Annotated in this window: 16 protein-coding genes, 1 tRNA gene and 1 pseudogene; 14 read left to right on the top strand and 4 right to left on the bottom strand. The window is 40.3% G+C overall.

The genetic code is table 11. The features are described from left to right. The 8 genes from rplA to DC083_RS04385 all read left to right on the top strand — a co-directional run bounded on the left by rplA (window position 1) and on the right by DC083_RS04385 (window position 12,581). A complete protein-coding gene (gene rplA, locus DC083_RS04420; RefSeq protein ID WP_109189048.1) occupies window positions 1-690 on the top strand; it encodes a 50S ribosomal protein L1 in 690 nt (229 codons plus the stop codon). A 218-nt stretch (window positions 691-908) separates the two neighbouring features. Beyond that, complete coding sequence (gene rplJ, locus DC083_RS04415; protein ID WP_026879331.1) at window positions 909-1,418, top strand: 50S ribosomal protein L10; 510 nt, start codon at window positions 909-911, stop codon at window positions 1,416-1,418. Window positions 1,419-1,495: 77 nt separating this feature from the next. Next, window positions 1,496-1,867, top strand: a complete 372-nt coding sequence (gene rplL / locus DC083_RS04410) for a 50S ribosomal protein L7/L12 (protein WP_026879330.1) — start codon at window positions 1,496-1,498, stop codon at window positions 1,865-1,867. A gap of 225 nt (window positions 1,868-2,092) precedes the next feature. Further along, complete coding sequence (gene rpoB, locus DC083_RS04405; RefSeq protein ID WP_109189047.1) at window positions 2,093-6,223, top strand: DNA-directed RNA polymerase subunit beta; 4,131 nt, start codon at window positions 2,093-2,095, stop codon at window positions 6,221-6,223. A gap of 61 nt (window positions 6,224-6,284) precedes the next feature. Next, window positions 6,285-10,394 carry a DNA-directed RNA polymerase subunit beta' gene (gene rpoC, locus DC083_RS04400; protein ID WP_109189046.1) on the top strand — a complete coding sequence of 1,370 codons (4,110 nt, stop codon included), beginning with the start codon at window positions 6,285-6,287 and terminating at the stop codon, window positions 10,392-10,394. A 104-nt stretch (window positions 10,395-10,498) separates the two neighbouring features. After that, window positions 10,499-10,942, top strand: a complete 444-nt coding sequence (gene nusB / locus DC083_RS04395) for a transcription antitermination factor NusB (protein ID WP_109189045.1) — start codon at window positions 10,499-10,501, stop codon at window positions 10,940-10,942. 126 nt (window positions 10,943-11,068) lie between these two features. After that, on the top strand, window positions 11,069-11,647 hold the full coding sequence (locus DC083_RS04390) for a superoxide dismutase (protein ID WP_026879327.1): 579 nt from the start codon (window positions 11,069-11,071) through the stop codon (window positions 11,645-11,647). A gap of 190 nt (window positions 11,648-11,837) precedes the next feature. Beyond that, window positions 11,838-12,581, top strand: a complete 744-nt coding sequence (locus tag DC083_RS04385) for a tRNA threonylcarbamoyladenosine dehydratase (protein ID WP_229822449.1) — start codon at window positions 11,838-11,840, stop codon at window positions 12,579-12,581. A 231-nt stretch (window positions 12,582-12,812) separates the two neighbouring features. Here the strand turns inward: DC083_RS04385 and DC083_RS04380 are convergent, their stop codons facing one another. Next, window positions 12,813-13,514 (bottom strand): hypothetical protein, encoded by a 702-nt coding sequence (locus DC083_RS04380; RefSeq protein ID WP_109189043.1) that lies wholly within the window; start codon window positions 13,512-13,514, stop codon window positions 12,813-12,815. Window positions 13,515-13,897: 383 nt separating this feature from the next. Then, window positions 13,898-14,449 carry an adenylate kinase gene (locus DC083_RS04375; RefSeq protein ID WP_109189042.1) on the bottom strand — a complete coding sequence of 184 codons (552 nt, stop codon included), beginning with the start codon at window positions 14,447-14,449 and terminating at the stop codon, window positions 13,898-13,900. 363 nt (window positions 14,450-14,812) lie between these two features. Between DC083_RS04375 and DC083_RS04370 the strand changes: the two genes are divergently transcribed. Further along, window positions 14,813-15,355 (top strand): carboxymuconolactone decarboxylase family protein, encoded by a 543-nt coding sequence (locus tag DC083_RS04370; RefSeq protein WP_109189041.1) that lies wholly within the window; start codon window positions 14,813-14,815, stop codon window positions 15,353-15,355. 125 nt (window positions 15,356-15,480) lie between these two features. Here DC083_RS04370 and guaA read toward each other — a convergent pair. After that, window positions 15,481-16,584, bottom strand: a pseudogene (guaA, locus tag DC083_RS04365) (glutamine-hydrolyzing GMP synthase); the annotation flags it as partial. A gap of 310 nt (window positions 16,585-16,894) precedes the next feature. Between guaA and DC083_RS04360 the strand changes: the two are divergent. The 5 genes from DC083_RS04360 (at window position 16,895) to rph (ending at window position 20,768) form a co-directional block, all read left to right on the top strand. Continuing rightward, window positions 16,895-17,398: a C40 family peptidase gene (locus tag DC083_RS04360; RefSeq protein WP_109189039.1), complete on the top strand. Its 504-nt coding sequence runs from the start codon at window positions 16,895-16,897 to the stop codon at window positions 17,396-17,398. Between the two features lie 139 nt (window positions 17,399-17,537). Beyond that, window positions 17,538-19,031, top strand: coding sequence for an efflux transporter outer membrane subunit (locus DC083_RS04355; RefSeq protein WP_109189038.1), 1,494 nt, complete (start codon window positions 17,538-17,540; stop codon window positions 19,029-19,031). A gap of 212 nt (window positions 19,032-19,243) precedes the next feature. Beyond that, window positions 19,244-19,320: transfer RNA gene (locus tag DC083_RS04350), tRNA-Pro, on the top strand. A gap of 28 nt (window positions 19,321-19,348) precedes the next feature. Further along, a complete protein-coding gene (infA, locus tag DC083_RS04345; RefSeq protein WP_109189037.1) occupies window positions 19,349-19,567 on the top strand; it encodes a translation initiation factor IF-1 in 219 nt (72 codons plus the stop codon). Window positions 19,568-20,042: 475 nt separating this feature from the next. Then, the gene (rph, locus tag DC083_RS04335; RefSeq protein WP_109189035.1) at window positions 20,043-20,768 is read left to right on the top strand and encodes a ribonuclease PH; all 726 of its coding nucleotides are present in this window, start codon (window positions 20,043-20,045) and stop codon (window positions 20,766-20,768) included. A 143-nt stretch (window positions 20,769-20,911) separates the two neighbouring features. Here rph and DC083_RS04330 read toward each other — a convergent pair whose 3' ends face one another. After that, the gene (locus tag DC083_RS04330) at window positions 20,912-23,869 is read right to left on the bottom strand and encodes an autotransporter outer membrane beta-barrel domain-containing protein (protein WP_109189034.1); all 2,958 of its coding nucleotides are present in this window, start codon (window positions 23,867-23,869) and stop codon (window positions 20,912-20,914) included. Window positions 23,870-24,289: the final 420 nt, after the last annotated feature.

The raw sequence follows: 24,289 nt of genomic DNA, 5'->3' as shown, positions 1-24,289 counted from the left end.
ATGGCTAAATTAACTAAAAAACAGAAAGCGATTTTAGAATTAGTTGATTCTACAAAAGTATACACTTTAGATGAAGCAGTTGAACTTCTTAAAAAAGTACCTGCTGCAAAATTTGAAGAGTCTTTCGAAGTTGCACTGAATCTTGGTGTTGATCCACGTAAATCTGATCAGGTCGTTCGTGGTGCAACTGTAATGCCTAATGGTACAGGTAAAGATGTTCGTGTTGCTGTATTTGCACAAGGTGCAAACGCAGACGCGGCAAAAGAAGCGGGTGCCGATGTTGTAGGTTTTGAAGATCTTGCTGAAAGCATGAAAGGTGGAGATCTTAACTATGATGTAGTTATCGCAACTCCAGATGCAATGCGTGTTGTAGGTCAATTAGGTCAAGTATTAGGTCCACGTGGTTTGATGCCAAACCCACGCGTAGGTACTGTAACTCCTGATGTTGCAACTGCAGTTAAAAATGCAAAATCTGGTCAAGTACGTTTCCGTACTGATAAAGCCGGTATCGTTCACTGCTCAATCGGTAAAGTTGCATTTGATGCTGAACAACTTCGTGGCAACTTAAAAGCATTAATTGCTGAAGTAACACGTTTGAAACCAGCATCTGCAAAAGGTGTTTATATTAAGAAATTAACTGTTGCATCAACAATGGGTCCTGGTATCGCTGTTGATTTAGCATCTGTTTAATCTTTTAATAAAGAATTGAACTTATCTTTTAATTTTAATTAAAGGTGAGTCGAAGACCGTAGATGCCTTAATTGGCTTAATAACGAAAGTGTTCTACGTAGACGGTAGTTCTAAATTAGGGTTACCGTATAGGGCTGAATATCTATGAGCCTTTAAAGTTGATAGATATTCGGGTTTATAGGTGGTAAGTAAAATTACCAAAAATGTAAAGGTGAAAAATGAGTTCTTTGCAAAGTAAACAAGAAGTGGTGCAAGAAGTTCATGGGGTAGCAAATGGTGCTCACTCTTTAGTACTTTCTGAATACCACGGGCTTACGGTAGCTCAGATTACATCTCTTCGTAATGCGGCAAGATCTGCGAATGTAGATATCCGCGTTGTGAAAAATACATTAGCAAGATTAGCATTGAAAGATACTCAATTTGAAGATGCTATTCCAAGTCTTGTGGGTCCTATCATTATGGCTTTTTCAATGAGTGAAGAAGATCCAGTGGCAGGTGCACGTGTAATTCACAATTTCCTTAAGGAAAAAGCGAACGAGAAGTTAGTTGTTAAAGCAATCGCGCATGATGGTGAAGTTCATGAAGGTTCAGCATTGAAAGCAATCGCATCACTTCCAACGAAGGAAGAAGCGATCTCAATGTTCTTAGCTGTATTGAAAGCACCAGTTCAGAAACTTGCTGCGACATTAGCTTCAGTAAGAGACAAAAAAGAAGCAGAAGCGGCTTAATTGCGCAACTGTTCGTAATTCTTAATTTAGAATTATATACTAATCAAAATTTTAAGATAATTTAGGAGTTTTATATTATGGCAATCTCACACGAAGATATCCTTAATGCGATTGAAGAGATGAAAACTGCAGAAGTTATGGAATTAATCTCTGCTATCGAAGAAAAATTCGGCGTAACTGCAGCGGTAGCTGTAGCTGCTGGTCCTGCTGGCGATGCTGGTGCGGCTGCTGAAGCTCAAACTGAGTTTGATGTTGTAATGACATCAGCTGGTGAGAAAAAGATCAACGTTATTAAAGTTGTTCGTGGAATCACTGGTCTTGGTCTTGGTGATGCTAAAGCCCTTGTTGAAGGCGCTCCTGCAACAATCAAAGAGCAAGTATCTAAAGAAGAAGCTGACAAAATCAAAGCTGAGCTTGAAGAAGCTGGTGCAACTGTTGAGCTTAAATAGTATTATCGTTAGAAGAGATGGTGAAACCTATGCCTGAAGAGGGCTCTCTTTTAAGCAATAATTAAGCGTAAAGGCTAGGGTTTAGACCCTAGCCTTTACTAGCTTTAAAAAAATATTTTCGAGCGTATAAATTAGGCCTGTTGAGAATCATTGCGATTAGGCTGAAAAAGCCACAAAGGATTAATTTATATGTTTATATTTCCTACCTTATGAGGAATTCATTGCATGGTCTATTCGTTTACAGAAAAAAAACGCATCCGTAAAGATTTTGGGCAACAAATTGAGATTCAAGAAGTTCCCTTTCTTTTAGCTACCCAAATCGATTCATATCATAACTTTTTACAAGATACTGTTTCTCGTAAAGAGCGTGGTGATCAAGGGTTGCATGCGGCTTTTAAATCCGTATTTCCTATTGAAGCTATCAAGGCTAAAACAGCAACATCAAATGGTTTTCGTCTCTCTTTAGAATATGTAGATTACCATATTGGTGAGCCTGAGTTTGATGTTCGTGAATGTCAAATGCGCGGTACAACTTACGCAGCTTCTCTTCGCATTGGGATGCGTCTTAAAATTTCAGACCTTGAAACAGGGGAAATTAAAGAGATTCGTGAAGCGGATATCGATCAGTTTGGTCGTGGTGGTGTTTACCTCGGTGAAATTCCATTGATGACTGAAAATGGCACCTTCGTGATTAATGGTACTGAGCGTGTGATCGTTTCTCAGCTCCATCGTTCACCTGGCGTATTCTTTGATCATGATAAAGGTAAAGGGCATTCTTCTGGAAAGCTACTCTTCTCTGCACGCATTATTCCTTACCGTGGTTCATGGATGGATTTTGAATTTGATGCGAAAGACCTTGTTTATGCACGTATTGACCGTCGTCGTAAACTTCATGCAACGATTATCCTTAAAGCGTTAGGTTTATCTGATAGCGAAATTTTAGCGGAATTCTTTGAAACGAATACATTCAAAATTCGCAAACAAAAACTTTTCTTAGAATTAGTTCCTGCTCGTCTTCGCGGTGAAATGGCTGCATTCGATATTATTCTTGATGGGGAAGTTCTCGTTGAGAAAGGTCGTCGTGTGACAGCTCGTCACGTGAAAAAACTAGAAGATGCTGGCGTTAAAGATCTTGAAGTACCCTTTGATTACCTTATCGGCCGTGTTATTTCTCAAGATATCTTAGATGAATCAACAGGTGAGCTTTTAGCGCTTGCGAATGATGTTGTGACGCAAGATTTACTTGAGAAGTTTGTCGCATACGGTATCGATACAATTCCTGTACTTTTCACAAATGATGTAGATCGTGGTTCATATATCTCTGATACGCTTCGTGCAGACACAACTAAGAGCCAATTAGAAGCGCAAATCGAAATTTATCGTATGATGCGCCCAGGTGAACCACCTACAAAAGAAGCTGCTGAGAGCTTATTTGCAAGCCTCTTCTTTTCTAGTGATCGCTATGATTTATCTGCGGTAGGCCGAATGAAGTTTAACCGTCGTCTAGGTCGTGATTCTGATACCGGCGAGGGTACGCTTTCTAATAAAGATATTCTAGATGTGTTAAAAGAACTTATCGCAATTCGTAACGGTCACGGTACTGTGGATGATGTAGATCATCTTGGTAACCGTCGTATTCGTTCAGTTGGTGAGATGGTTGAAAACGTTTACCGTATTGGCTTAGTGCGTATTGAGCGGGCAGTTAAAGATCGCTTATTATTAGCTGAATCAGAAGGTTTAACACCACATGAATTAATTAATGCGAAGCCTGTAGGTGCAGCAATCAAAGAATTCTTTGGTTCATCACAGTTATCGCAATTTATGGACCAAAATAACCCTCTATCAGAAGTTACGCATAAACGTCGTATCTCTGCATTAGGCCCTGGTGGTTTGACTCGTGAGCGTGCAGGCTTTGAGGTTCGTGACGTTCACGTAACCCACTATGGTCGTGTATGTCCGATCGAAACTCCTGAAGGTCCAAACATCGGTTTGATCAACTCATTGGCAAGTTATGCTCGTACGAATAGCTACGGATTCCTTGAAACACCTTATCGTAAGGTGATCGATGGTCGTGTAACAGATCAAGTGGATTACCTCTCTGCCTATGAAGAAGCCAATTATGGTATTGCACAGGCAAATGCAAAATTAGATGAAAATGGCGCTTTTGTTGATGATCTGATTGCTGCTCGTGTAGAGGGTGAGTTCACGCTCTTAACTAAAGAGCAAATTAGCTATATCGATATTTCTCCAAAGCAGATCGTATCTGTAGCAGCAGCATTGATTCCATTCCTTGAACATGATGATGCGAACCGTGCACTCATGGGATCGAACATGCAACGACAAGCTGTGCCTACTTTAAATGCCGATAAACCACTCGTAGGGACTGGAATGGAGCGTATTGTTGCGCGCGATTCTGGGGTTTGTGTGGTTGCGAAGCGTGGCGGTGTGGTTGATTATGTCGATGCTACTCGAATCATTATTCGTGTGAATGATGAAGAGACAATAGTGGGTCAATCAGGGGTTGATATCTATAACCTCACGAAATATCAGCGTTCAAATGCGAATACGTGTATTAACCAAAAAGTACTCGTAAAAGAAGGTGATATTGTTTCTAAAAAAGATATTCTTGCGGATGGTCCATCAACAGACTTAGGTGAGTTAGCCCTCGGTCAAAATATGCTCGTAGCGTTTATGCCATGGAATGGTTATAACTACGAGGATTCTATCTTGATCTCTGAGCGTGTTGTGAAGGAAGAGCGTTTCACAACGATTCATATCGAAGAATTAACCTGTGTGGCTCGTGATACTAAGTTAGGACCTGAAGAGATTACTTCAGATATTCCTAATGTATCAGAATCAGCGCTTTCTAAGCTTGATGAAGCAGGGATTGCTTATATCGGAGCAGAAGTAAAATCAGGTGATATCCTTGTGGGTAAAGTCTCTCCAAAAGGGGAAACAACTTTAACGCCTGAAGAGAAATTGCTTCGTGCCATCTTTGGTGAGAAAGCTTCTGATGTTAAAGATAACTCGTTACGTGTTCCTTCTGGAATGGATGGTACTGTTATCGATGTACGTGTCTTTACACGTGATGGTATTGAAAAAGATAGCCGTGCGAAAGAGATTGAAGATCGTGAACTTCGTGGTGTTCGTAAGGACTTAAATGACCAATTACGTATCTTAGAAGATGACCTTTTTGCGCGTGTGGGTAGAAACCTGATCGGTGCAGAAGTGGTTGCTGGTAATAAAGGGATTAAAGCAGGCGATAAAATTACGGATGAATATCTTCAAGGTATTGAACGTGAAAAATGGCTTGAGCTTAAACTTAAATCAGAAGAGCAAGCGGAAGAGTTAGTAAAACTGAAGCAACTTCTTGAGCAACAACGTAAAGATTCAAATAAGAAATTTGAAGAGTTACGTGAGAAATTGACTCAAGGTGATGAGTTAGCGCCGGGCGTTCTGAAGATGGTTAAAGTTTATCTTGCGGTAAAACGTCGTATTCAACCTGGGGATAAAATGGCGGGTCGTCACGGGAACAAAGGGGTTATCTCGATGATCGTTCCTGAAGAAGATATGCCCTATATGGAAGATGGTACGCCTGTTGATATCTGTTTGAATCCACTCGGGGTTCCTTCACGTATGAACATTGGTCAGATTCTTGAAACGCATTTAGGTTGGGCAGCTCATGGATTAGGTCTTAAGATTGATAAGATGATTAAGGCGAGAGCAAAAGCAGATGAGTTACGCAGCTTCTTAGATCAAATTTATAATAAAGATGGCAGCGCACAGACGGTTGATCTTGATAAATTCAATGATGATGAACTCTTTGAATTATGCGAAAACCTCAGAAAAGGTGTGCCAATGGCAAGCCCTGTATTTGATGGTGCAACAGAGGAAGAGTTACGCCGGATGCTTCGCTTAGCGGATCTTCCTGAGTCGGGCCAAATCAAGTTATTCGATGGTCGTACAGGAGATGCATTTGACCGTCCTGTAACGGTAGGTTTCATGTACATGCTCAAATTGAATCACTTAGTAGATGATAAAATGCATGCTCGTTCAACAGGTCCATACTCACTTGTGACACAGCAACCGCTCGGTGGTAAAGCTCAGTTTGGTGGTCAGCGTTTTGGTGAGATGGAGGTGTGGGCACTTGAAGCTTATGGTGCTGCATACACGCTACAAGAGATGCTCACTGTGAAATCAGATGATGTTGCGGGAAGAACAGCTGTTTACAAAAATATTGTGAATGGTGAACACAACATCGAAGTGGGAATGCCGGAGTCCTTTAACGTACTGATTAAAGAGATTCGTTCTCTAGGTATCGATATTGATACGGTCAACGATAGTGATGATGAGTAATCATCACTTTTCACACCGTTTCATAGAGACATTTCTTTAAATATAGATTGGAAGATAACGAATGAACTTATTAAATTTATTTAAGAATGAAGATAAAGGTGGTTTTGACGCAATTAAGATTGGTCTTGCCTCTCCTGAGAAGATTCTTAGCTGGTCTTATGGTGAAGTTAAAAAGCCAGAGACGATCAACTATCGTACCTTTAAACCAGAGCGTGATGGACTTTTCTGTGCCAAAATTTTCGGGCCTGTAAAAGATTATGAGTGCTTATGTGGTAAATATAAGCGTTTAAAACACCGCGGTGTTGTATGTGAGAAGTGTGGCGTTGAAGTCACGCTTTCAAATGTCCGTCGTGAGCGTATGGGGCATATTAGTCTTGCTTCACCTGTTGCGCATATTTGGTATCTCAAATCGTTACCAAGCCGTATTGGTCTTTTATTGGATATGACACTTCGTGATATCGAGAAGATCCTCTACTTTGAATCATTTGTAGTGATTGAACCAGGTTTAACACCGTTTGAGCATGGTCAAGTATTAACCGATGAAGAATTCCTCGATGCAATCGAAGAGTACGGCGATGAATTTGATGCTCGTATGGGTGCTGAGGCAATTCTTGAGCTCTTAAAAGCCATTGATCTTGAAGAAGAAGCTTCAAAATTACGTGAAGAGTTACAAGAAACCCGTTCAGAGACTAAATTTAAGCGTCTTTCTAACCGCCTTAAATTAGTCGAATCATTTATCGCATCAGGTAATAAACCTGAGTGGATGATCTTAACGAATTTACCTGTATTACCGCCAGATTTACGTCCATTAGTCCCACTTGATGGTGGCCGTTTCGCGACGTCAGATTTGAATGATCTTTATCGTCGTGTTATTAACCGTAATAACCGTCTACAACGTCTTCTTGAATTAGAAGCGCCAGATATTATTGTGCGTAATGAGAAGCGTATGCTTCAAGAGTCTGTGGATTCATTATTAGATAATGGTCGTCGTGGTCGTGCGATTTCAGGTGCGAATAAGCGTCCATTGAAATCACTTGCAGATATGATCAAAGGGAAGCAAGGTCGTTTCCGTCAAAACCTTCTTGGTAAGCGTGTTGACTATTCCGGTCGTTCTGTAATCGTGGTGGGACCGACACTTCGTCTACATCAGTGTGGTTTACCAAAACAGATGGCGCTTGAGCTATTTAAACCATTTATCTTCTCACAATTGATTCAACGTGGTATTGCAACAACGATTAAAGCTGCAAAACGAATGGTTGAACGTGAAGTGCCGGAAGTATGGGATATCTTAGAGCATGTTATTACTGAGCATCCAATTTTACTTAACCGTGCGCCAACCCTGCATAGATTAGGGATTCAAGCATTTGAACCTGTACTGATCGAAGGTAAAGCGATTCAGTTGCATCCGCTCGTTTGTACCGCATTCAACGCCGACTTCGATGGTGACCAGATGGCGGTTCACGTACCATTATCAATCGAGTCACAGCTTGAAGCGCGTGCATTGATGATGTCTTCGAATAATATTTTATCACCTGCTAATGGTGAGCCTATCATCGTTCCTTCTCAGGACGTTGTATTAGGTCTCTACTATATGACACGTGAGCGTCTAAATGCGAAAGGTGAAGGTCGTGTTTTTGCAGATACTGCTGAAGTTCATAGAGCATATGCCCTTAAAGAACTTGACGTGCATGCAAAAATCTCTGTTCGTCTTCCTATCGTAATGTTTGAAGATGCGAAAGAGGGTGAAACTTATCGTCGTGTAGAATCCACTGTTGGACGTGTGATCTTGACAGATCTTCTACCTGTCGGTTTACCTTTCTCAGTTATCGATAAAGTATTAACGAAGCGTGAGATCTCTAACCTGATCAATACCTGTTATCGCCGTTTAGGTCTTAAAGATACGGTGATCTTTGCCGATAAATTGATGTATACCGGCTTCTACTATGCGATGCGTTCAGGCTCTTCAGTAGGCTATGAAGATATGGTGATTCCACCACAAAAACAAGCAATTATTGAGCGTGCAGAAGCAGAAGTTAAAGAAGTGCAGCATCAATATTCACAAGGTTTGGTCACGAACGGTGAGCGTTACAATAAAGTCATCGATATTTGGTCTCGTACCAATGAAGAAGTTGCGAAGACAATGATGAGCAACCTCGGTAAAGATGAAGTGATTGATGCAAAAACGGGTGAAAAAGTTGAGCAGACTTCATTTAACTCGATCTTTATGATGGCCGATTCAGGGGCGCGGGGTAGTGCGGCTCAGATTCGTCAGCTTGCAGGGATGCGTGGTCTGATGGCGAAACCAGATGGTTCGATCATCGAAACACCGATTACTGCAAACTTCCGTGAAGGTCTTGACGTTCTTCAGTACTTCGTATCAACCCATGGTGCTCGTAAAGGTCTTGCGGATACGGCACTTAAAACAGCAAACTCAGGTTACTTAACACGTCGTCTTGTTGACGTTGCGCAGGATCTTGTGATTGTGAATGAAGATTGTGGTACTCGTGATGGTCTCTTAATGACACCAATCGTTGAAGGTGGGGATATCGTTGAGCCATTACGCGCTCGTGTATTAGGACTTGTGGTTGCTGAAGATGTCTATGTTCCTGGTTCGGATGAAGTCTTATTTGAAGCGGGTACCTTATTAGATGAAGCAGCAGTTGATCTTCTTGATGAGAAAGGTGTGGATGAGTTATTAGCCCGTTCACCGATTACTTGTAAGAATCGTCATGGTCTTTGTGCAAAATGTTATGGTCGCGATCTTGGTCGTGGTCATCTTGTGAACCCAGGTGAGTCTGTGGGCGTTATTGCAGCACAATCGATCGGGGAACCAGGAACACAGTTAACGATGCGTACCTTCCATATCGGGGGAGCGGCATCAGGTTCAGCAGCGGTTTCAAATGTACAGGTTAAAACAAAAGGTACATTGAAACTTGTTCGTGTGAAAACTGTTCGTAACAAAGATAACAACTTAGTCTCTACTTCTCGTTCGGGTGAACTGATCATCATGGATGAGTTTGGTCGTAACCGTGAGCGTTATAAAGTCCCTTATGGTGCGGTGATCGTTGTGGATGAAGGTGGTAGCGTTGATGTAGGTGATATCGTTGCGACTTGGGATCCACATACTATCCCTGTTATCGTTGAGGTTACGGGTTATGTGAAGTTTGTGGATTTTGAAGAGAATATCAATATTCAGAAACAAACGGATGATGTTACAGGTCTTTCTAACTTGATCGTACTTGATTCTAAGCAACGGAATGCTGGCGGTAAACGTCCTTCAATCTATGTTGTCGATGAAGCAGGTAATGAGCTTAACATTCCAGGCACAGATGTGACTGCAATGTACACATTGCCAGTTGGTGCGATCTTGAACTTGAATGATGGTGACCAAGTTTCTGTGGGTGATCCACTTGCACGTATTCCGCAAGAATCATCGAAAACACGTGATATTACCGGGGGTCTTCCACGGGTTGCGGACTTATTTGAAGCACGTCGTCCTAAAGAGGCCGCTATTCTTGCAGAGCAGAGCGGTATCGTAAGCTTCGGGCGTGAAACTATGAGTAAGCAACGCTTGATTATTACGGATTCAGCAGGCAATGCGCATGAAGAGTTGATTCCAAAATGGCGTCATGTCAACGTATTCGAAGGTGAATCAGTTGAGAAAGGTGAAATCATTGTCGATGGTGAGTTAAGTGCACATGATATTCTTCGTCTTTTAGGCGTGAAAGAACTTGCAGCTTATCTTGTGAAAGAGATCCAAGATGTTTACCGTCTACAAGGGGTAAAAATCTCTGATAAACATATCGAAGTGATTATTCGTCAGATGCTTCGTAAGGTTGAGATTCTTGAATCAAATGACAGTACCTTCATTAAAGGTGAGCAAGCTGAATATGTTGCAGTACTTGAAGAGAATGAGCGTTTAGAAGCAGAAGGTAAGATTCCTGCGACGTATCGCCCTGTTCTTCTTGGTATTACTAAAGCATCATTAGCGACAGATAGCTTCATCTCGGCGGCATCGTTCCAAGAGACAACGCGTGTCTTGACAGATGCTTCGATTAAAGGCTTGAAAGACCATCTTCGTGGCTTGAAAGAGAATGTTATTGTAGGACGCTTAATTCCTGCAGGTACAGGCTTGATCTATCATGAAGAGCGTCGTAATGCTGCTAAGTAGTAATCTTTAAAAGCTTTTTAAGATTACTTCTAACTTAAAAGAGTAGGCGCTCCTTTAATGGGGCGCTTTCTTATTTCAATATCAAGAGGATAATAGACGTGTCTATGTCAAAACGTAAATTAATCGAGTCTCGTAAATCTGCTCGATTTTTCTTAATTCAAGCACTTTATCAATGGCAAATTGCCCAAAACTCTTTGAGTGAGATTAGTGCGAATCTTGCGGATAACCCTAAGTTTTCTGAAGCGAATAGTGAGTATTTTCACGAAGCATTACAAGGGATTACGCAAAAGCGGACAGAGCTCAATCAACTTCTTAATCCTTTTTTAGATCGTGATATCGAGAATGTTGATCCTATTGAGCGTTCTATCTTATGGTTAGGGGCTTATGAATTAGAGAATCAGCCTGATATCCCTTATAAATCTGTGATTAATGAAGCAGTTGAATTAGCAAAACAATTTGGGGCAGAGGGAAGTCATCGTTATATCAATGGTGTCTTAGATAAACTGGCGAAAACAATCCCAAGCCGTCAAGCTGAGAATGTAAAATAACCATTAAAATGAGTGAGATAGCGCTTTTTTTGAAAGAAAAGTCGCGATAACTTGTGTTAGGTCAGAATAAAGCCTAAAATTAATGGGTCACAACGATTTTATTTTAATTTGACTGGAGGAAGTATTATGTCATTTGAATTACCAAAATTACCTTATGCGATGGATGCGCTTGCACCTCATATCTCTAAAGAGACTTTAGAGTACCATTATGGTAAACATCACCAAACTTATGTGAATACATTGAATACCCTTATTGAAGGTACTGAGTTTGCGAATGCATCACTTGAAGAGATTATTTTAAAAGCTTCAGGTCCAATGTTTAATAATGCAGCGCAAGTATGGAATCATACTTTCTACTGGGAATCATTAAAACCACAAGGTGGTGGTGCAGCGACTGGTAAAATTGCAGAAGAGATCAATAAAAAATGGGGTTCTTTTGAAGAGTTCCAAAAAGCATTTGATAAATGTGCAATTGGTACTTTCGGTTCAGGTTGGGCATGGCTTGTGAAAAATGCAGACGGTTCTATTGAGCTTGTTTCAACTTCTAATGCCGCAACACCATTAACAGCAGGTCAAACACCATTATTGACTTGTGATGTATGGGAACACGCATACTATATCGATTACCGTAATAGCCGTCCTAACTACTTAGAGAACTTCTGGGCGTTAGTAAACTGGGATAAAGTAAACGAGCGTTTAGGTTAATCTCAAACGGACTGATATATTTGAATATTCGAATATATTTAAGTATCAAAAATATGGATAGAGAGAAGAGATGCACTGGTGGCATCTCTTTTTTATTTCGAAGGATCTCTGAGAAGCTAATCGATATCTCATCGATATGTTAAGATTCTTAGAAAATAGATAGGATTCATTATAGATAAAAGAGGGTAGTGTGAAACAGGATTATGATCGACGATTTTCAACTTTAGAACGGTTATATGGGGCGGAAGGATTAGCTCGTTTAGCCGAAACCCATGTGGTTGTAATCGGCATTGGTGGGGTTGGTTCATGGGCAGTAGAAGCCTTAGCTCGCAGTGCAATAGGGCAATTGACTTTGATTGATTTAGATAATATTGCGGAGAGTAATATTAATCGACAAATTCATGCGCTAAGCCGTACGATTGGCGCGCCGAAAGTAGAAGAGATGGCCCGGCGCATTGCCGAGATTAATGATCGCTGCCAGGTGAATATCATCGAAGATTTTTTGACAGTGGATAATCTTAAGGAGTATTTAGCAGCGCCGAGAGAAAACTACTGGATTATCGATGCGATGGACCAAGTGAAAGTTAAAGCTGCTTTGATTGCATTTGCAAAACGGGAGAAGTATCGCATCATTACGACCGGTGCTGCTGGCGGTAAGCAAGATGCTGCACAGCTCTTAGTGGATGATCTCAATGCCACATTCCACGATCCCCTGTGCGCGCGTTTGAAATCGATTTTACGTAAGGAGTATGGTTTTCCGAGTCATACACAAAAAAGTGGTATTCCTATTGTCTTTAGCCAAGAAAATAGAGCGCCGGTTAAGAATGCAAGTGGCGGCTTAAGCTGTCAAGGTTATGGTTCATCAGTCGCTGTAACCGCTACAATGGGCTTGTTAGCCGCCAATTATGTCATTAATAAGGTTGTGAAGGGCTAGAAGGACACTATCGTTGTGGCTCGTAATGGCTGTATTGTATAGTAATTTGGTTCAAGAAAAATGGTTTTGAAACAGCTATTGTGGAATTTTAAAAGAAGATAAAACCTGACTGACCAACACTTGCAAGATACCGGATAGAATGGCTTCCTTGCCTCGATCAACCGATGCGCCGGCATTTCAATAAGCTTATTTTGAACCGATATTATTATATAACGTTCAGGTAACTCTAGGTTATTGTGTCACCGGCAATTGCGTTGCACCATTTTCATAAAGTGGGTCAATCACTTTTGTTTGAAATTGATCTGGTGTTGAATATTGGACAACGGCGCGCGCTTCTCCCTTAGGGTCTAAGAGAATATCTACGCCTTTTTCAGGATAGAGGTAATGGATGATGCCATTATTAGCTTCCTGTAGTTTGAGTGGATGAGTACCGAATCTCCCTAGAATAACAGGTTCATCCAATGTTACCGCAATGGGAATAAAGGAGAGGCTTTGGACGATATAGTCATAAAATTGTGGGTGCTGATCTTCAGGGATCTCATAAATTCGATGTGTTGAGAGTGATTTTTTACTCGGTGTTAAAGGATCGGTGAGCGCTTTCAATTCTGATTGAGATGCTTGTAGTGTAAAGGGAATACGTGCGGTCAGCCCTCCTACAAATGTTTCTCGAATATAGCCTTCTAACTGATATTCGCCATTTTGCTCAAAAACCGAGAGATCAAGACGATTTCCTAATACGTCAATCAAATCTCTGAGAGAGGATTGATTGAGCGTGAGATCGAATACGGTGAGAGAGTTCGGTGTAGCTTCGATCACCCAAAAGGGTTCTGTTTGCCGATCAGATTGTGCCGGTGGCATAAAGAGCGGTTGGGCGAAATAGGCAAAAATAGCAATAAAAATCACAACGCCTAAGATAGAGAGACTACGTTTCATCGGGATCAATCCTTGAGTTATAGGTCGAGTAGAATAAGAGATAGATTATGATCATTCATTTAATAATATTTAAAAATAGTTTTTATAGTAAGATCGGTTCAGAATAAGCATTATTTAAATGCCGGCGCATCAGTTGATTGAGGCAAGGAAGCCGTTCTATCCGGCATCTTGCAAGTGTTGTTTAATAAGGTTTTATATTCTTGTGAAAATCCGATACTGACAGCTAAAAACCATTTTTCTTAAACCAAATTTACTATAAAATGATTGGAAATGGTTGAACAGTGATAAAAGAAAAGGCTACCTGAAATCGTAGCCTTTTCTGCTTTTAATCGCAAAGTTTCTTTTTGAATCATGCGTTAAAATAGGTGAGTAGCTTTAAGCCATTAGAGAGAAGGATCGATTGTTTTAAAGATCTCTTCGCTAATCTCATTAATATCGCCATAACCATTGATTGTTTTGAGTTTTCCTTGAATAGTGAAATAGTCCACTAATGGGAATGTCTCATCTTCAAACACTTTACGGCGTTTAAGGATAGTCTCTTCATTATCATCAGAACGGCCACGAGATTGTAGGCGCTCTTTGATGACTTCAAAAGGGACATCAAAATAGATGACTTTTTCAATCGGCATATTGATCTCATCAAGTAACGCATCGAGTTGCTCTGCTTGATTGATGTTTCTTGGAAAACCATCGAGTAAAAAACCATTTTCAGCTTTAAGAATATGATTTTTAACCATGCCTAAAACGATCTCATCAGAGACTAATTTACCCTCATCCATGATTTTCTTTGCTTCTAAGCCTAACGGCGTACCTTCACTGACTTCGGCACGAAGCATATCACCTGTTGATAAATGGGTAATACCAAATTTTTTAACAATATTTTCAGCCTGAGTTCCTTTTCCAGATCCCGGTGCGCCAAGCAGGACAATACGCATAAATGATTCTCTCCTTAAGTTATAAATATCCACCTCTATGAGATGGCTTAATGACCCTTTTATCATACACATTTATGAAGTGACGCTCAAATCAGTTATGGTCATAAAGTGGACTATTGATCCATTCTTTTTAGAAAATAGCCCTCTATTGTGGGATTCATCATCGGGAAATGATGAGATAAAGGAAATCAAAGCGTTATACGATATATTAAATTATATATTGTAATTTTAAATATTATTGCTATGATAGCTCTTAATTAAGGTAAGTACTGATCTAAAATCTGGCTTCAAGAACTTGCTACTGAAAAATAACTAACGGAAAACAATCATCCATCTACTGAAACCAATTTTTAAGAGGAAAATATGATCTACACATTTAACTTAGCAACCCCTGATAATGCCGATGAAAAAGCGAAACCGATTTTAACTCAACTTCAGGGGAAATTTGGAATGTTACCGAATTTCTTCGGTGCTTTAGGTATTGATGGTGTCAGCTTAGAAGCTTTTATGGCATTACAATCAAAACTTGAGCAATCAAAATTCTCTAAGCGTGATCAAGAGATGCTTGCTTTAGCGGTCGCGAATTATAATGGTTGCCACTATTGTGTGAGTGCTCATACTTTTTCAGCTAAGAGAATGGCTGGCATGAATGAAGAAGAGTGCCGAGAAGCGCAACATGGGCGAGCCAAAGATTCGCGGGAACAGGTGATCATTGATATCGCACTAGCGGTACTTAAAAATCATGGCAAGTTAGATCAAGCATTATTGGCGCGTGCAAAAGCTGAAGGCTTTACAGAAGCTGATATTGTGCAATTGACCTTATTAACTGCGCTCAATAGCTTTACGAATTGGCTCAATAATGTTGTTGATCCTAAGATCGATTTCCCTGAAGTGCCATTAGTGTAAAATCTTAAGGATAAAACTCACAATACAATAATAAAGAGCCCCTAACTGCAGCGTTACGGGCTCTTCTTCTATCTGAGATTAATTTTAGATGATCTTAGATAATTGATTACCAGTGATAAGGTAAATTATTCCCACTCAATAGTGGCAGGTGGTTTATTAGAGACATCATAAGTGACACGAGAGACACCATTGACTTCCCGAATAATTCTATTAGAGACCATTTCAATAAAGTTCCAAGGAAGATGTGCCGCACGAGCGCTCATAAAGTCTACGGTTTCAATGGCGCGTAGGGCAATCACATAATCATAGACCCGTTTTTCATCGACAACGCCTACAGATTTCACTGGTACAAAGACCGCAAAAGCTTGAGAAACTTTATGGTAGAGATCTGCTTTGATCAGTTCTTCAATAAAGATATCATCGGCAAGACGTAGAATATCTGCATACTCTTTTTTGATCTCCCCTAAAATCCGCACGCCTAAACCTGGTCCTGGGAATGGGTGACGATAGACCATTGATTCCGGCAGTCCTAGTGCAACCCCAAGTTTACGAACCTCATCTTTAAAGAGCGAGCTAATCGGCTCAAGCAGTTTAAGGTTCATCTCTTTCGGCAATCCACCCACATTATGGTGCGATTTGACAGCAACACCATCTTGAGTATTGAGAGATTCTAAAATATCAGGGTAAATTGTGCCCTGAGCCAGCCATTTTGCTTGGGGTAATTTATGTGCCTCTTCTTCGAAAATCTTCACAAAAAGCTCGCCAATAATCTTCCGCTTCTGTTCTGGGTCAGCAACACCTTTCAGTGCTGCTAAAAAGCGATCTTCAGCATCCACACGAATCACTTTAATGCCCATATTATCTGCAAAAGTTTGCATCACTTTATCGCCTTCATTTAGGCGAAGTAATCCAGTATCGACAAATACGCAGGTAAGTTGCGTGCCGATTGCTTGATGAATGAGCGCTGCAACGACTGATGAATCAACGCCACCAGAAAGTCCTAGGATCACTTCATCTTGGCCGACGCTATTTTGAATTGCTTTTGTATGGTGAGTGATAAAAGCAGGGATATCCCAATCGGCTTTAACGTTTGCTTCTTGTAAGAAATTGAGAAAATCTTGATCTGAATGAGTCGGGTGAATTTCTAATGTGTGGACATCTATCTTATTGATACTATTATCTATTGTTGCTCGGCTATCAGTAATAATCGCAGATGGCGTAGATTGTGTAAGATGTGCTTCAAGATCTTGTGGGCGAATTACTTCAGAGTAAAAATTGGCCTCACGCAATAAACGTGCAATTTTTTGAGCATCTTGCGGATTTCTGTGTACAATTAAGACATTATTTGTGATTTTTTTGGTCATGTATTGTGGATTCCTCAATTGAAAGGGAAAGGATCGGTCATTATCGATAGATCAAAGTATAACAAACATGATTAACATACATCATAAATGTGGTGTAAATAACACTACCTGTTGCACTATTTCAGATTAAAATTATCGTTAATATGACCATTATGCATCATTTTGTGGGGATAGAATGACACAATATTCACATTCAAATTTGAAAGCAAAAGTTACAAAGCCAATGATGATTGTAGCGCTTTGCTTATTTTCAGCCTTATCATTGTCGAATATGGCAATGGCAGATCATAGACGAAATACTTTTTCAGATTTTTCAAGTATCAAAAATGCCGCTATCTCTTACGCAAAAGAGCAGTTGGGCACCCCTTATCTTTTTGGGGGGAAACAGCCGGGCAGAGGATTTGATTGTAGTGGGTTGATCCAATATGCTTATCAGAAAGTAGGAATTCAGATTCCAAGAGATACTCGCTCGCAATATCAATTTTTGCCGAAGACCGCAACGCCGGAGCCGGGTGACCTTGTCTTTTTTAAGATTCGAGGAAATCGCATTTCTCATGCCGGTATCTATATCGGTGATAATAAAATGATTCATGCACCTAGTTCGGGAAAACGTGTAGAAATTACCCGTTTAGATACCCCTTATTGGCAGAAGCATTTTTATGCTTTTGGGAAGATTTAAAATAATGACAACCTTGTTGTCGATTGTTACAATACGGCATCAAGTAAATGATTTAAATCAAATAGATTATAAAGTTCATTAAATTGTTACAGCACAATTGTCAATTGATTGCACACACCTTAGAGGTTGATTACGTATTATGAAAAAAAACCTGTTATATATTAGCGCCCCATTTATTCTTGCGGCGTGTTCACTAGCCCCTGAATATGATCGCCCGGCTTTACCGGTAATCGATACATTCCCGGCAACATCAAAGGTTCAGGCAGGAAGCCTTGCTGACCAACAATTTGCGTATGAAATTACTTGGGAGCAATATTTTAAAGATCCTCGTCTAAAAGCGTTAATTGGCCTTGCTTTAGAGAATAACAAAGATCTTAAACTCGCAACCTTGAATATGGAAGCGGCGAGAATTACTTACGGGATCTCTGTTTCAGAGCGTCTACCTGGGGTGAATGCCGGCGGTAGTTATAATCGTAATAAAGTGGGAAGAGAAAATAGTCCTACAGGGGAAGCGAGAATATCAGAATCATCAGGTATTAACTTCGGTGTGAGTAGCTTCGAACTTGATTTCTTCGGTAAAGCGAAATCGATGAGCGATGCAGCTTTTGCAAGTTATCTTGCCTCTGAAGAAGGGCAAAAAGCGGCGCGTATTTCACTGATCTCAGGGGTTGCACGAGCTTACTTAACAGAAGTATTAGCGCAAGAACAACTGCGTGTGGCGAAAGAGACGTTGAATTCAAATCGTGCGTCTTATGCGTTAGTTCAGCAACAGGTGAATGCCGGTATTGCCAATGACCTCGATTTAGCACAAGCAAAAGGACAGGTCTTCTCCGCCCAAGCACAAGTTGCGAATATCGAAGGACAACTCGGTAAAGCACGAAATGCGCTTTATACACTTGTGGGAACTGTTGCAACAGACCTACCGAAGGGTTTATCTCTTAGAACAAGTCATTTTGTTGAAAGCCTTCCTGTGGGATTACCATCACAAGTTTTATTGGTGCGTCCTGATGTTATGGAAGCGGAATATAATCTATTGGCTGCCAATGCGAATATCGGTGCTGCCCGTGCTGCATTCTTCCCAAGTATTAGCTTAACGACAACGGTAGGGCAAGCTTCACAAGATCTCTCTGATCTCTTCAAAGGCGGTCATAGTGGTTGGACATTTAATCCATCAATCTCTATTCCTATCTTTAACTGGGGTAAAATTCAGCAGAACTTAGACCTCTCTTACGTTCGTAAGAATATGGCTGTGGTGACTTATGAGAAGACTATTCAAACGGCCTTCCAAGAAGTATCTGATGCGCTTGTATCGAAACAGCCACTTGCTGATCAGTTACGTGCACAGCAAAACTTGGTTTCCACAACGTCAGAACAGCTTCGTTTAGCAAATCTACTCTATACGAATGGTATTGCAAGTTATCTTGATGTTTTAGATGCGCAGAGAACGCTCTTTAGTTCACGTCAAGCATTGCTGACAACCTACTTCGATAAGCATATCAATGATGTGATGCTCTATGCCGCATTAGGTGGCGGTGCTGAGATTAAAGTACCTGAAACCAATGTTGCGCAAGCCGATAGCTCCATTACACATATTAATGGTGTTAAAGTCGAAGTTCGTACACAAGAGCAGTAACTAGAATCAATCGATAAGCGCGGTTAACAGTCAGCGTAAAAAGTCGATCTTTTGATGAATAAGGATAACCTTCTTGATCATTGCAAAAAAGAGACGATTTTCTATTTCAGATTGTAAAATAGGCGCTTGAGCGATATAGGCAAAATGGTAGGATAGCGGTTAATTGCTTGCCATTTTGCTTTTTATTTGCTACTATTTAAACCTCATTTTGTCGGGGCATGGCGCAGCCTGGTAGCGCACTTGCATGGGGTGCAAGGGGTCGCAGGTTCAAATCCTGCTGTCCCGACCAACATATTTATCGTTATTTGAAGAGTTCTATGTCAAAAGAAGATCATATTGAAATGGAAGGAACGGTTACAGAAACCCTTCCTTATACACAATTTAGAGTAGAGTTAGATAACGGTCACGTTATTACTGCGCATATTTCTGGAAAAATGCGTAAAAATTATATTCGCATTTTAATGGGAGATAGAGTAAAAGTTGAACTCACTCCTTACGATTTGAGCAAAGGTCGAATTGTTTATCGTGGTAAATAGATAGATTGAAACCTATCGGATCGAGTGCCAGTCGTAGAAAGTAGAGATCTATATATATTCTATGATTTGTAATGATCATTATCAGTCTGAATATTTTTAATTGAATATAATATTAATGCCTGATAGTTATATAAATGTATTTATTACACCTATTGTGTAAGCATAGACGCCCGTTTAGTAGACGGGCGTTTTTGTTGTCTTCGTTGTTTTTCACTAAAAAAAATAAACAACAATAACGATAGAGAGTCATGCAAAATCATACTGAATTGAAATCTATGTATAGTAAATTTGGTTTAAGAAAAATGGTTTTAAACAACACTTGCAAGATGCCGGATAGAATGGCTTCCTTACTTATTACAGCCGATGCGCCGGCATTTAAACAAGCTTATTTTGAACCGATATTACTATATAATTGTCTAATAGATTTAAAAAATCATTGAAATGAACATTACACCTAAAAAGAGAGAGAAGAGCAATGCGCCCATCTAATAGAAAACCTGATGAAATGAGAAGTTTGCAATTTATCCCTAATTTTACAATGCATGCTGCAGGATCAGTATTAGCTGTTTTCGGTAATACTAAAGTCCTCTGTACTGCAAGTGTTGAAGAGCGAGTGCCCGGATTTTTGCGTGGTGAAGGGAAGGGGTGGATTACAGCAGAATATGGTATGTTACCAGGGTCAACGCATACGCGTTCACAACGGGAAGCCGCAAAAGGTAAACAGAGTGGTCGCACTTTAGAGATTCAACGTTTAATCGGCCGCTCGCTACGTGCCGCTGTTAATCTTGAGTTATTGGGTGAGCGCACAATTACGATTGACTGTGATGTCATACAAGCCGATGGTGGCACGAGAACGGCGGCTATTTCAGGAGGCTATATTGCTTTAGTATTAGCGCTTCACCAGCTGGTCGAATCAGGATTGCTTGAGAAAACGCCATTAGTTGCACAAATTGCGGCCATCTCTGTGGGTGTGTATCAAGGAACACCCGTACTTGATCTCGATTATGCAGAAGATAGCCAAGCTGATACCGATATGAATGTCATTATGGCGAGCGATGGTAAACTCATCGAGATTCAAGCAACGGCAGAGCAAGCGCCTTTTGCCAAAGAAGAATTGTTAGCAATGCTTGATTTGGCAGAGAAAGGGATTAAACAGATTACTGAAGCACAAATTGCAGTATTAGCGGCTGAGATTCAGTAGTTATTGATAGCTTGTCCATCTTAATATTATGGTTATAAAAAACCGCCTTTTCATCGAAGAAAGGCGGTTTTATTGTATAGGTGATATTGCTTTTATTCCTATCTTAGTAATAACGGAAGCGCGTTAGAGTGCTTTAAGGGAGATTAAAACTCATGTCGGAATCCAATTTCGATCTGTTTCTGATCAAAGCGTTGACCTGTACTATAGTTGAGATTGAGATAACCATGATTGCGTTTATTAAATTGCCGCGTAGCTCCTAATTCATAGCGCCACCAATGTCCTTTCATAGAGTATTTCTCTTGACTATTATTGAGATAGAATTGCCCATCATCCGAGAATTCTTTGAGATAAGATCCTCTGAAATAGAGGTTAGTTGTGTTATCTCTATCTAATTGATAACCAATTTCTAAGCCCATTCGTCCTAATTGGGATTTTCGACGGTCTACTTGGATATTGAGGCCATTCGTTGCATGGAATGTACCGCTGCCAAATTTTGTATAGGTAAATTGGGCCTGTGGTGTGATATACCATCCTGTGTGATTCTCATTCAAGTAGAAACGTTGCCCAATTTCTGTAGATAATGAGAAGAGATTCAGCGACATTTTACCTCTAACAAGTGCGCCGGCACTATCCTCTACATCAAATTTACTTCTCATACGTCCTGCTTTAAAAAGGGTATCAATATAGAAGTCATGATCTGTGATATAAGTGGCATAAATATAGAAGTTATAGTTCTTTAAGTTGCCAGAACCTTTTTGGTTACGATATTTAATTTCACTATTGTCTAAATAGTTTGCCCGCTTATCAAAGTCTTGATCCGCATTCAGATAGCTCGCTGCAATTCCGAGATATAGGCGAGAATGATCTAAGTGCCATTGATGGTCTGCTCCGATCTGCAGTGCATAATATTTCATATCAAAGCCATCTAGCCCTTGATCGGTAAAGGAATCTAATTTACCGCCATAAATCCGTCCCCAAACACCATCCTCATAGTTGTGATGTAGTGCTCCCATCCGTTGTAGCAATGTTTGTGTATCCACAAAGTTGGCAAGATAGGTACTCATAATACTATTGGCAGCTGCATCTGCAGTAGAGGTATAAAGCGGTTTATTATTAGGTGTTGAGTTCCCTTCGTCCGAACCAGAACCGTTGGAACCATTGCCGGAACCATTACCGGAGCCGTTTCCGTTGGAACTATTGCCGGAACCATTGCCGGCGCCGTTTCCGTTGGAACTATTGTCGGAACCATTGCCGGAACCATTGCCGGCGCCGTTTCCGTTGGAACTATTGCCGGAGCCATTGCCGGACCCGTTCCCGTTGGAGCTATTGCCTGAACCATTGCCGGAACCATTACCTGAACCATTGCCAGTTGATGGGTCATTAGGGGTATAGAGTTCCCAATCTTTGCCATCATTGGTAGTGCGTAGGAGAAATTGATATCCACCCGATTCTACAGTATGGGTAAGATAAAACTGGTCAGATTTTCCCCCTGATTCTGTATTGACCACGGTGAGCACGTCATCGCGCATCGCATTCGCTGCACCATTATTTTGAATATCGAGTCCTTGTTTGGTAGATGAGTCTAATTGTTTAATTTTGAGTAAATCGCCGGTATGGTTTGCGATATCTGTATGCATGATAATCGTGCCTTCACCTAAGAGTGTATCAGCAGACAGAGTAATATATTGTGGACGATCAATATCAAAGTTATGATTAATCGCTAACACGCCGGAATTGGTGAGATTCCCAATTCCAATGAAAGAGACTGCGCTATCGAATTGACTATTGTGGGTCATAAAGCCATTCGCTCCTGATTCGATGGCTAAATTATCAATTGTTTTGGCGTCTGTTTCATTAGTGATGATTTCAACTTGTCCACCATCTTGAATGGTGAAATACCCTTCGGAATGCGCGCCAGAAGCGAAGTAACTCTTACCTTGAACGTGAGTATCTTTGATCAATCCTTCTGCATTGACCTGTTGTTCACCAGAGAGTTGAATCGTGTTATTAGTCGCTAATCCACCGGCAACGATCTGTTTACCGAATATCTCATTGTTGGTAGCTGTCCCAGCAAAAATATTCTGTAAGCCCCCTTCTTCAATTGTGTTATCAATCGCTGAGCCACCATTCAGATTCTGCCATGCATCCTGTTTGATTCGAGTATTGCGAGCTATTCCACTATTGATATTTTGTCCGGAAAGTTCTTGTATCGTATTATTCTGAGCGATACCACCCTCTACATTTTGCCAAGACCCATTATTGAAATTATTATCGGTAGCAAATCCCCCTTCATAGATCGTTTGTGTGGCATCATTAAACTGATTGTTGGTCGCTACGCCGCCATTGTTAATATTTTGGAAAGAATCATTGTAAAATTGATTATTATTGGCTTCTCCACCGTCAACATGTTGCCAAGATCCACTTTCGAAGCTACTTTGTGTAGTTTTCCCACCCGTTATCGTTTGATTAGATTGATGGTAAAAGGTATTGTCAGAAGCCTCTCCGCCCTCAATTCTTTGCCAAGACCCACTCTCAAAGCTATTTTTAATTGCCTCTCCAGTATTCACAACTTGGCTTGAGTTTTCATAGAATGTATTGTCAAATGCTGTTCCGCCATTAATGTTTTGTGATGATTGGCTAGCGAAACTATTTTTGGTGGTTTCACCCTTAGTAATAGTCTGGCTAGATCCATTATAGAACGTGTTATCAGCAGCATTTCCACCGTTAATATGTTGCCAAGAACCGCTATCAAAGCTATTTTTAATTGCTTCGCCACCCATAATGGTTTGCCCAGAGTGATTATAAAATGTATTGTCCGAGGTTTCGCCCCCATAAATACTCTGTTTTGCCTGATTGTTAAAGCTAGCGCGAATGGAGATACCGTCATTAGAAACTACTTGGTGGCCATCATTAATCACAACGCTGCCGACCGCTTTTCCGCCATTTTCTACATATTGATCGCCATCAATAGTTTCGTTAATAGATTCTTTTCCAGGTGCATTGATATAAGGGTCGTAAGCCCAGCCGATTGAGGTTGAGCCGAGAATGAGTATAGAGGAGAGCGCCAAAAAGTATTGATTACGATAAAAAGATTTTTTCATAATATTTTATCTACCAGTTATGTTGATGATAGTTTTATTAATCTCTATTCCCTATCTGAGAGATTATCTCAATGAGATTAACCACATTAACTAAGTGTGCTGTTTGTAATAAATTGTAGCACTATATGTTTATATATTATAAAAAATGATATTTAATGAATTTTTGTAGCGGGATGTTTGTCAAAAAATATCAATAATTAGAATAAAAGATATTTATAAATCGTAGTGATTATTATTGATAATTGATCATTGCAATAAAATAGTTTATTGTTATTATTGTGATTTTTTCTAGGCTATGAGGGGATGTTATTTAAAATAATTATAGATATCCACTTACAATGGTAGCATGTAAAAAAATGTAAAATATAAAAAGCACATACTTTTTTGACCTGTATAGGCTTTCAAAGTATGTGCTCTATT

It is taken from the genome of Ignatzschineria ureiclastica (assembly GCF_003121845.1).
In the GTDB taxonomy this organism is placed as follows: Bacteria; Pseudomonadota; Gammaproteobacteria; order Cardiobacteriales; family Wohlfahrtiimonadaceae; genus Ignatzschineria; species Ignatzschineria ureiclastica.
The sequence above is the reverse complement of the archived record's forward strand: the minus strand, read 5'-3'. Positions and strand labels throughout refer to the sequence as shown.

Coding starts and splice junctions, on each gene's coding strand:
- rplA (WP_109189048.1), top strand. CDS start 1: ATGGCTAAATTAACTAAAAAACAGAAAGCGATTTTAGAATTAGTTGAT.
- rplJ (WP_026879331.1), top strand. CDS start 909: ATGAGTTCTTTGCAAAGTAAACAAGAAGTGGTGCAAGAAGTTCATGGG.
- rplL (WP_026879330.1), top strand. CDS start 1,496: ATGGCAATCTCACACGAAGATATCCTTAATGCGATTGAAGAGATGAAA.
- rpoB (WP_109189047.1), top strand. CDS start 2,093: ATGGTCTATTCGTTTACAGAAAAAAAACGCATCCGTAAAGATTTTGGG.
- rpoC (WP_109189046.1), top strand. CDS start 6,285: ATGAACTTATTAAATTTATTTAAGAATGAAGATAAAGGTGGTTTTGAC.
- nusB (WP_109189045.1), top strand. CDS start 10,499: ATGTCAAAACGTAAATTAATCGAGTCTCGTAAATCTGCTCGATTTTTC.
- DC083_RS04390 (WP_026879327.1), top strand. CDS start 11,069: ATGTCATTTGAATTACCAAAATTACCTTATGCGATGGATGCGCTTGCA.
- DC083_RS04380 (WP_109189043.1), bottom strand. CDS start 13,514: ATGAAACGTAGTCTCTCTATCTTAGGCGTTGTGATTTTTATTGCTATT.
- DC083_RS04375 (WP_109189042.1), bottom strand. CDS start 14,449: ATGCGTATTGTCCTGCTTGGCGCACCGGGATCTGGAAAAGGAACTCAG.
- DC083_RS04370 (WP_109189041.1), top strand. CDS start 14,813: ATGATCTACACATTTAACTTAGCAACCCCTGATAATGCCGATGAAAAA.
- DC083_RS04360 (WP_109189039.1), top strand. CDS start 16,895: ATGACACAATATTCACATTCAAATTTGAAAGCAAAAGTTACAAAGCCA.
- DC083_RS04355 (WP_109189038.1), top strand. CDS start 17,538: ATGAAAAAAAACCTGTTATATATTAGCGCCCCATTTATTCTTGCGGCG.
- infA (WP_109189037.1), top strand. CDS start 19,349: ATGTCAAAAGAAGATCATATTGAAATGGAAGGAACGGTTACAGAAACC.
- rph (WP_109189035.1), top strand. CDS start 20,043: ATGCGCCCATCTAATAGAAAACCTGATGAAATGAGAAGTTTGCAATTT.
- DC083_RS04330 (WP_109189034.1), bottom strand. CDS start 23,869: ATGAAAAAATCTTTTTATCGTAATCAATACTTTTTGGCGCTCTCCTCT.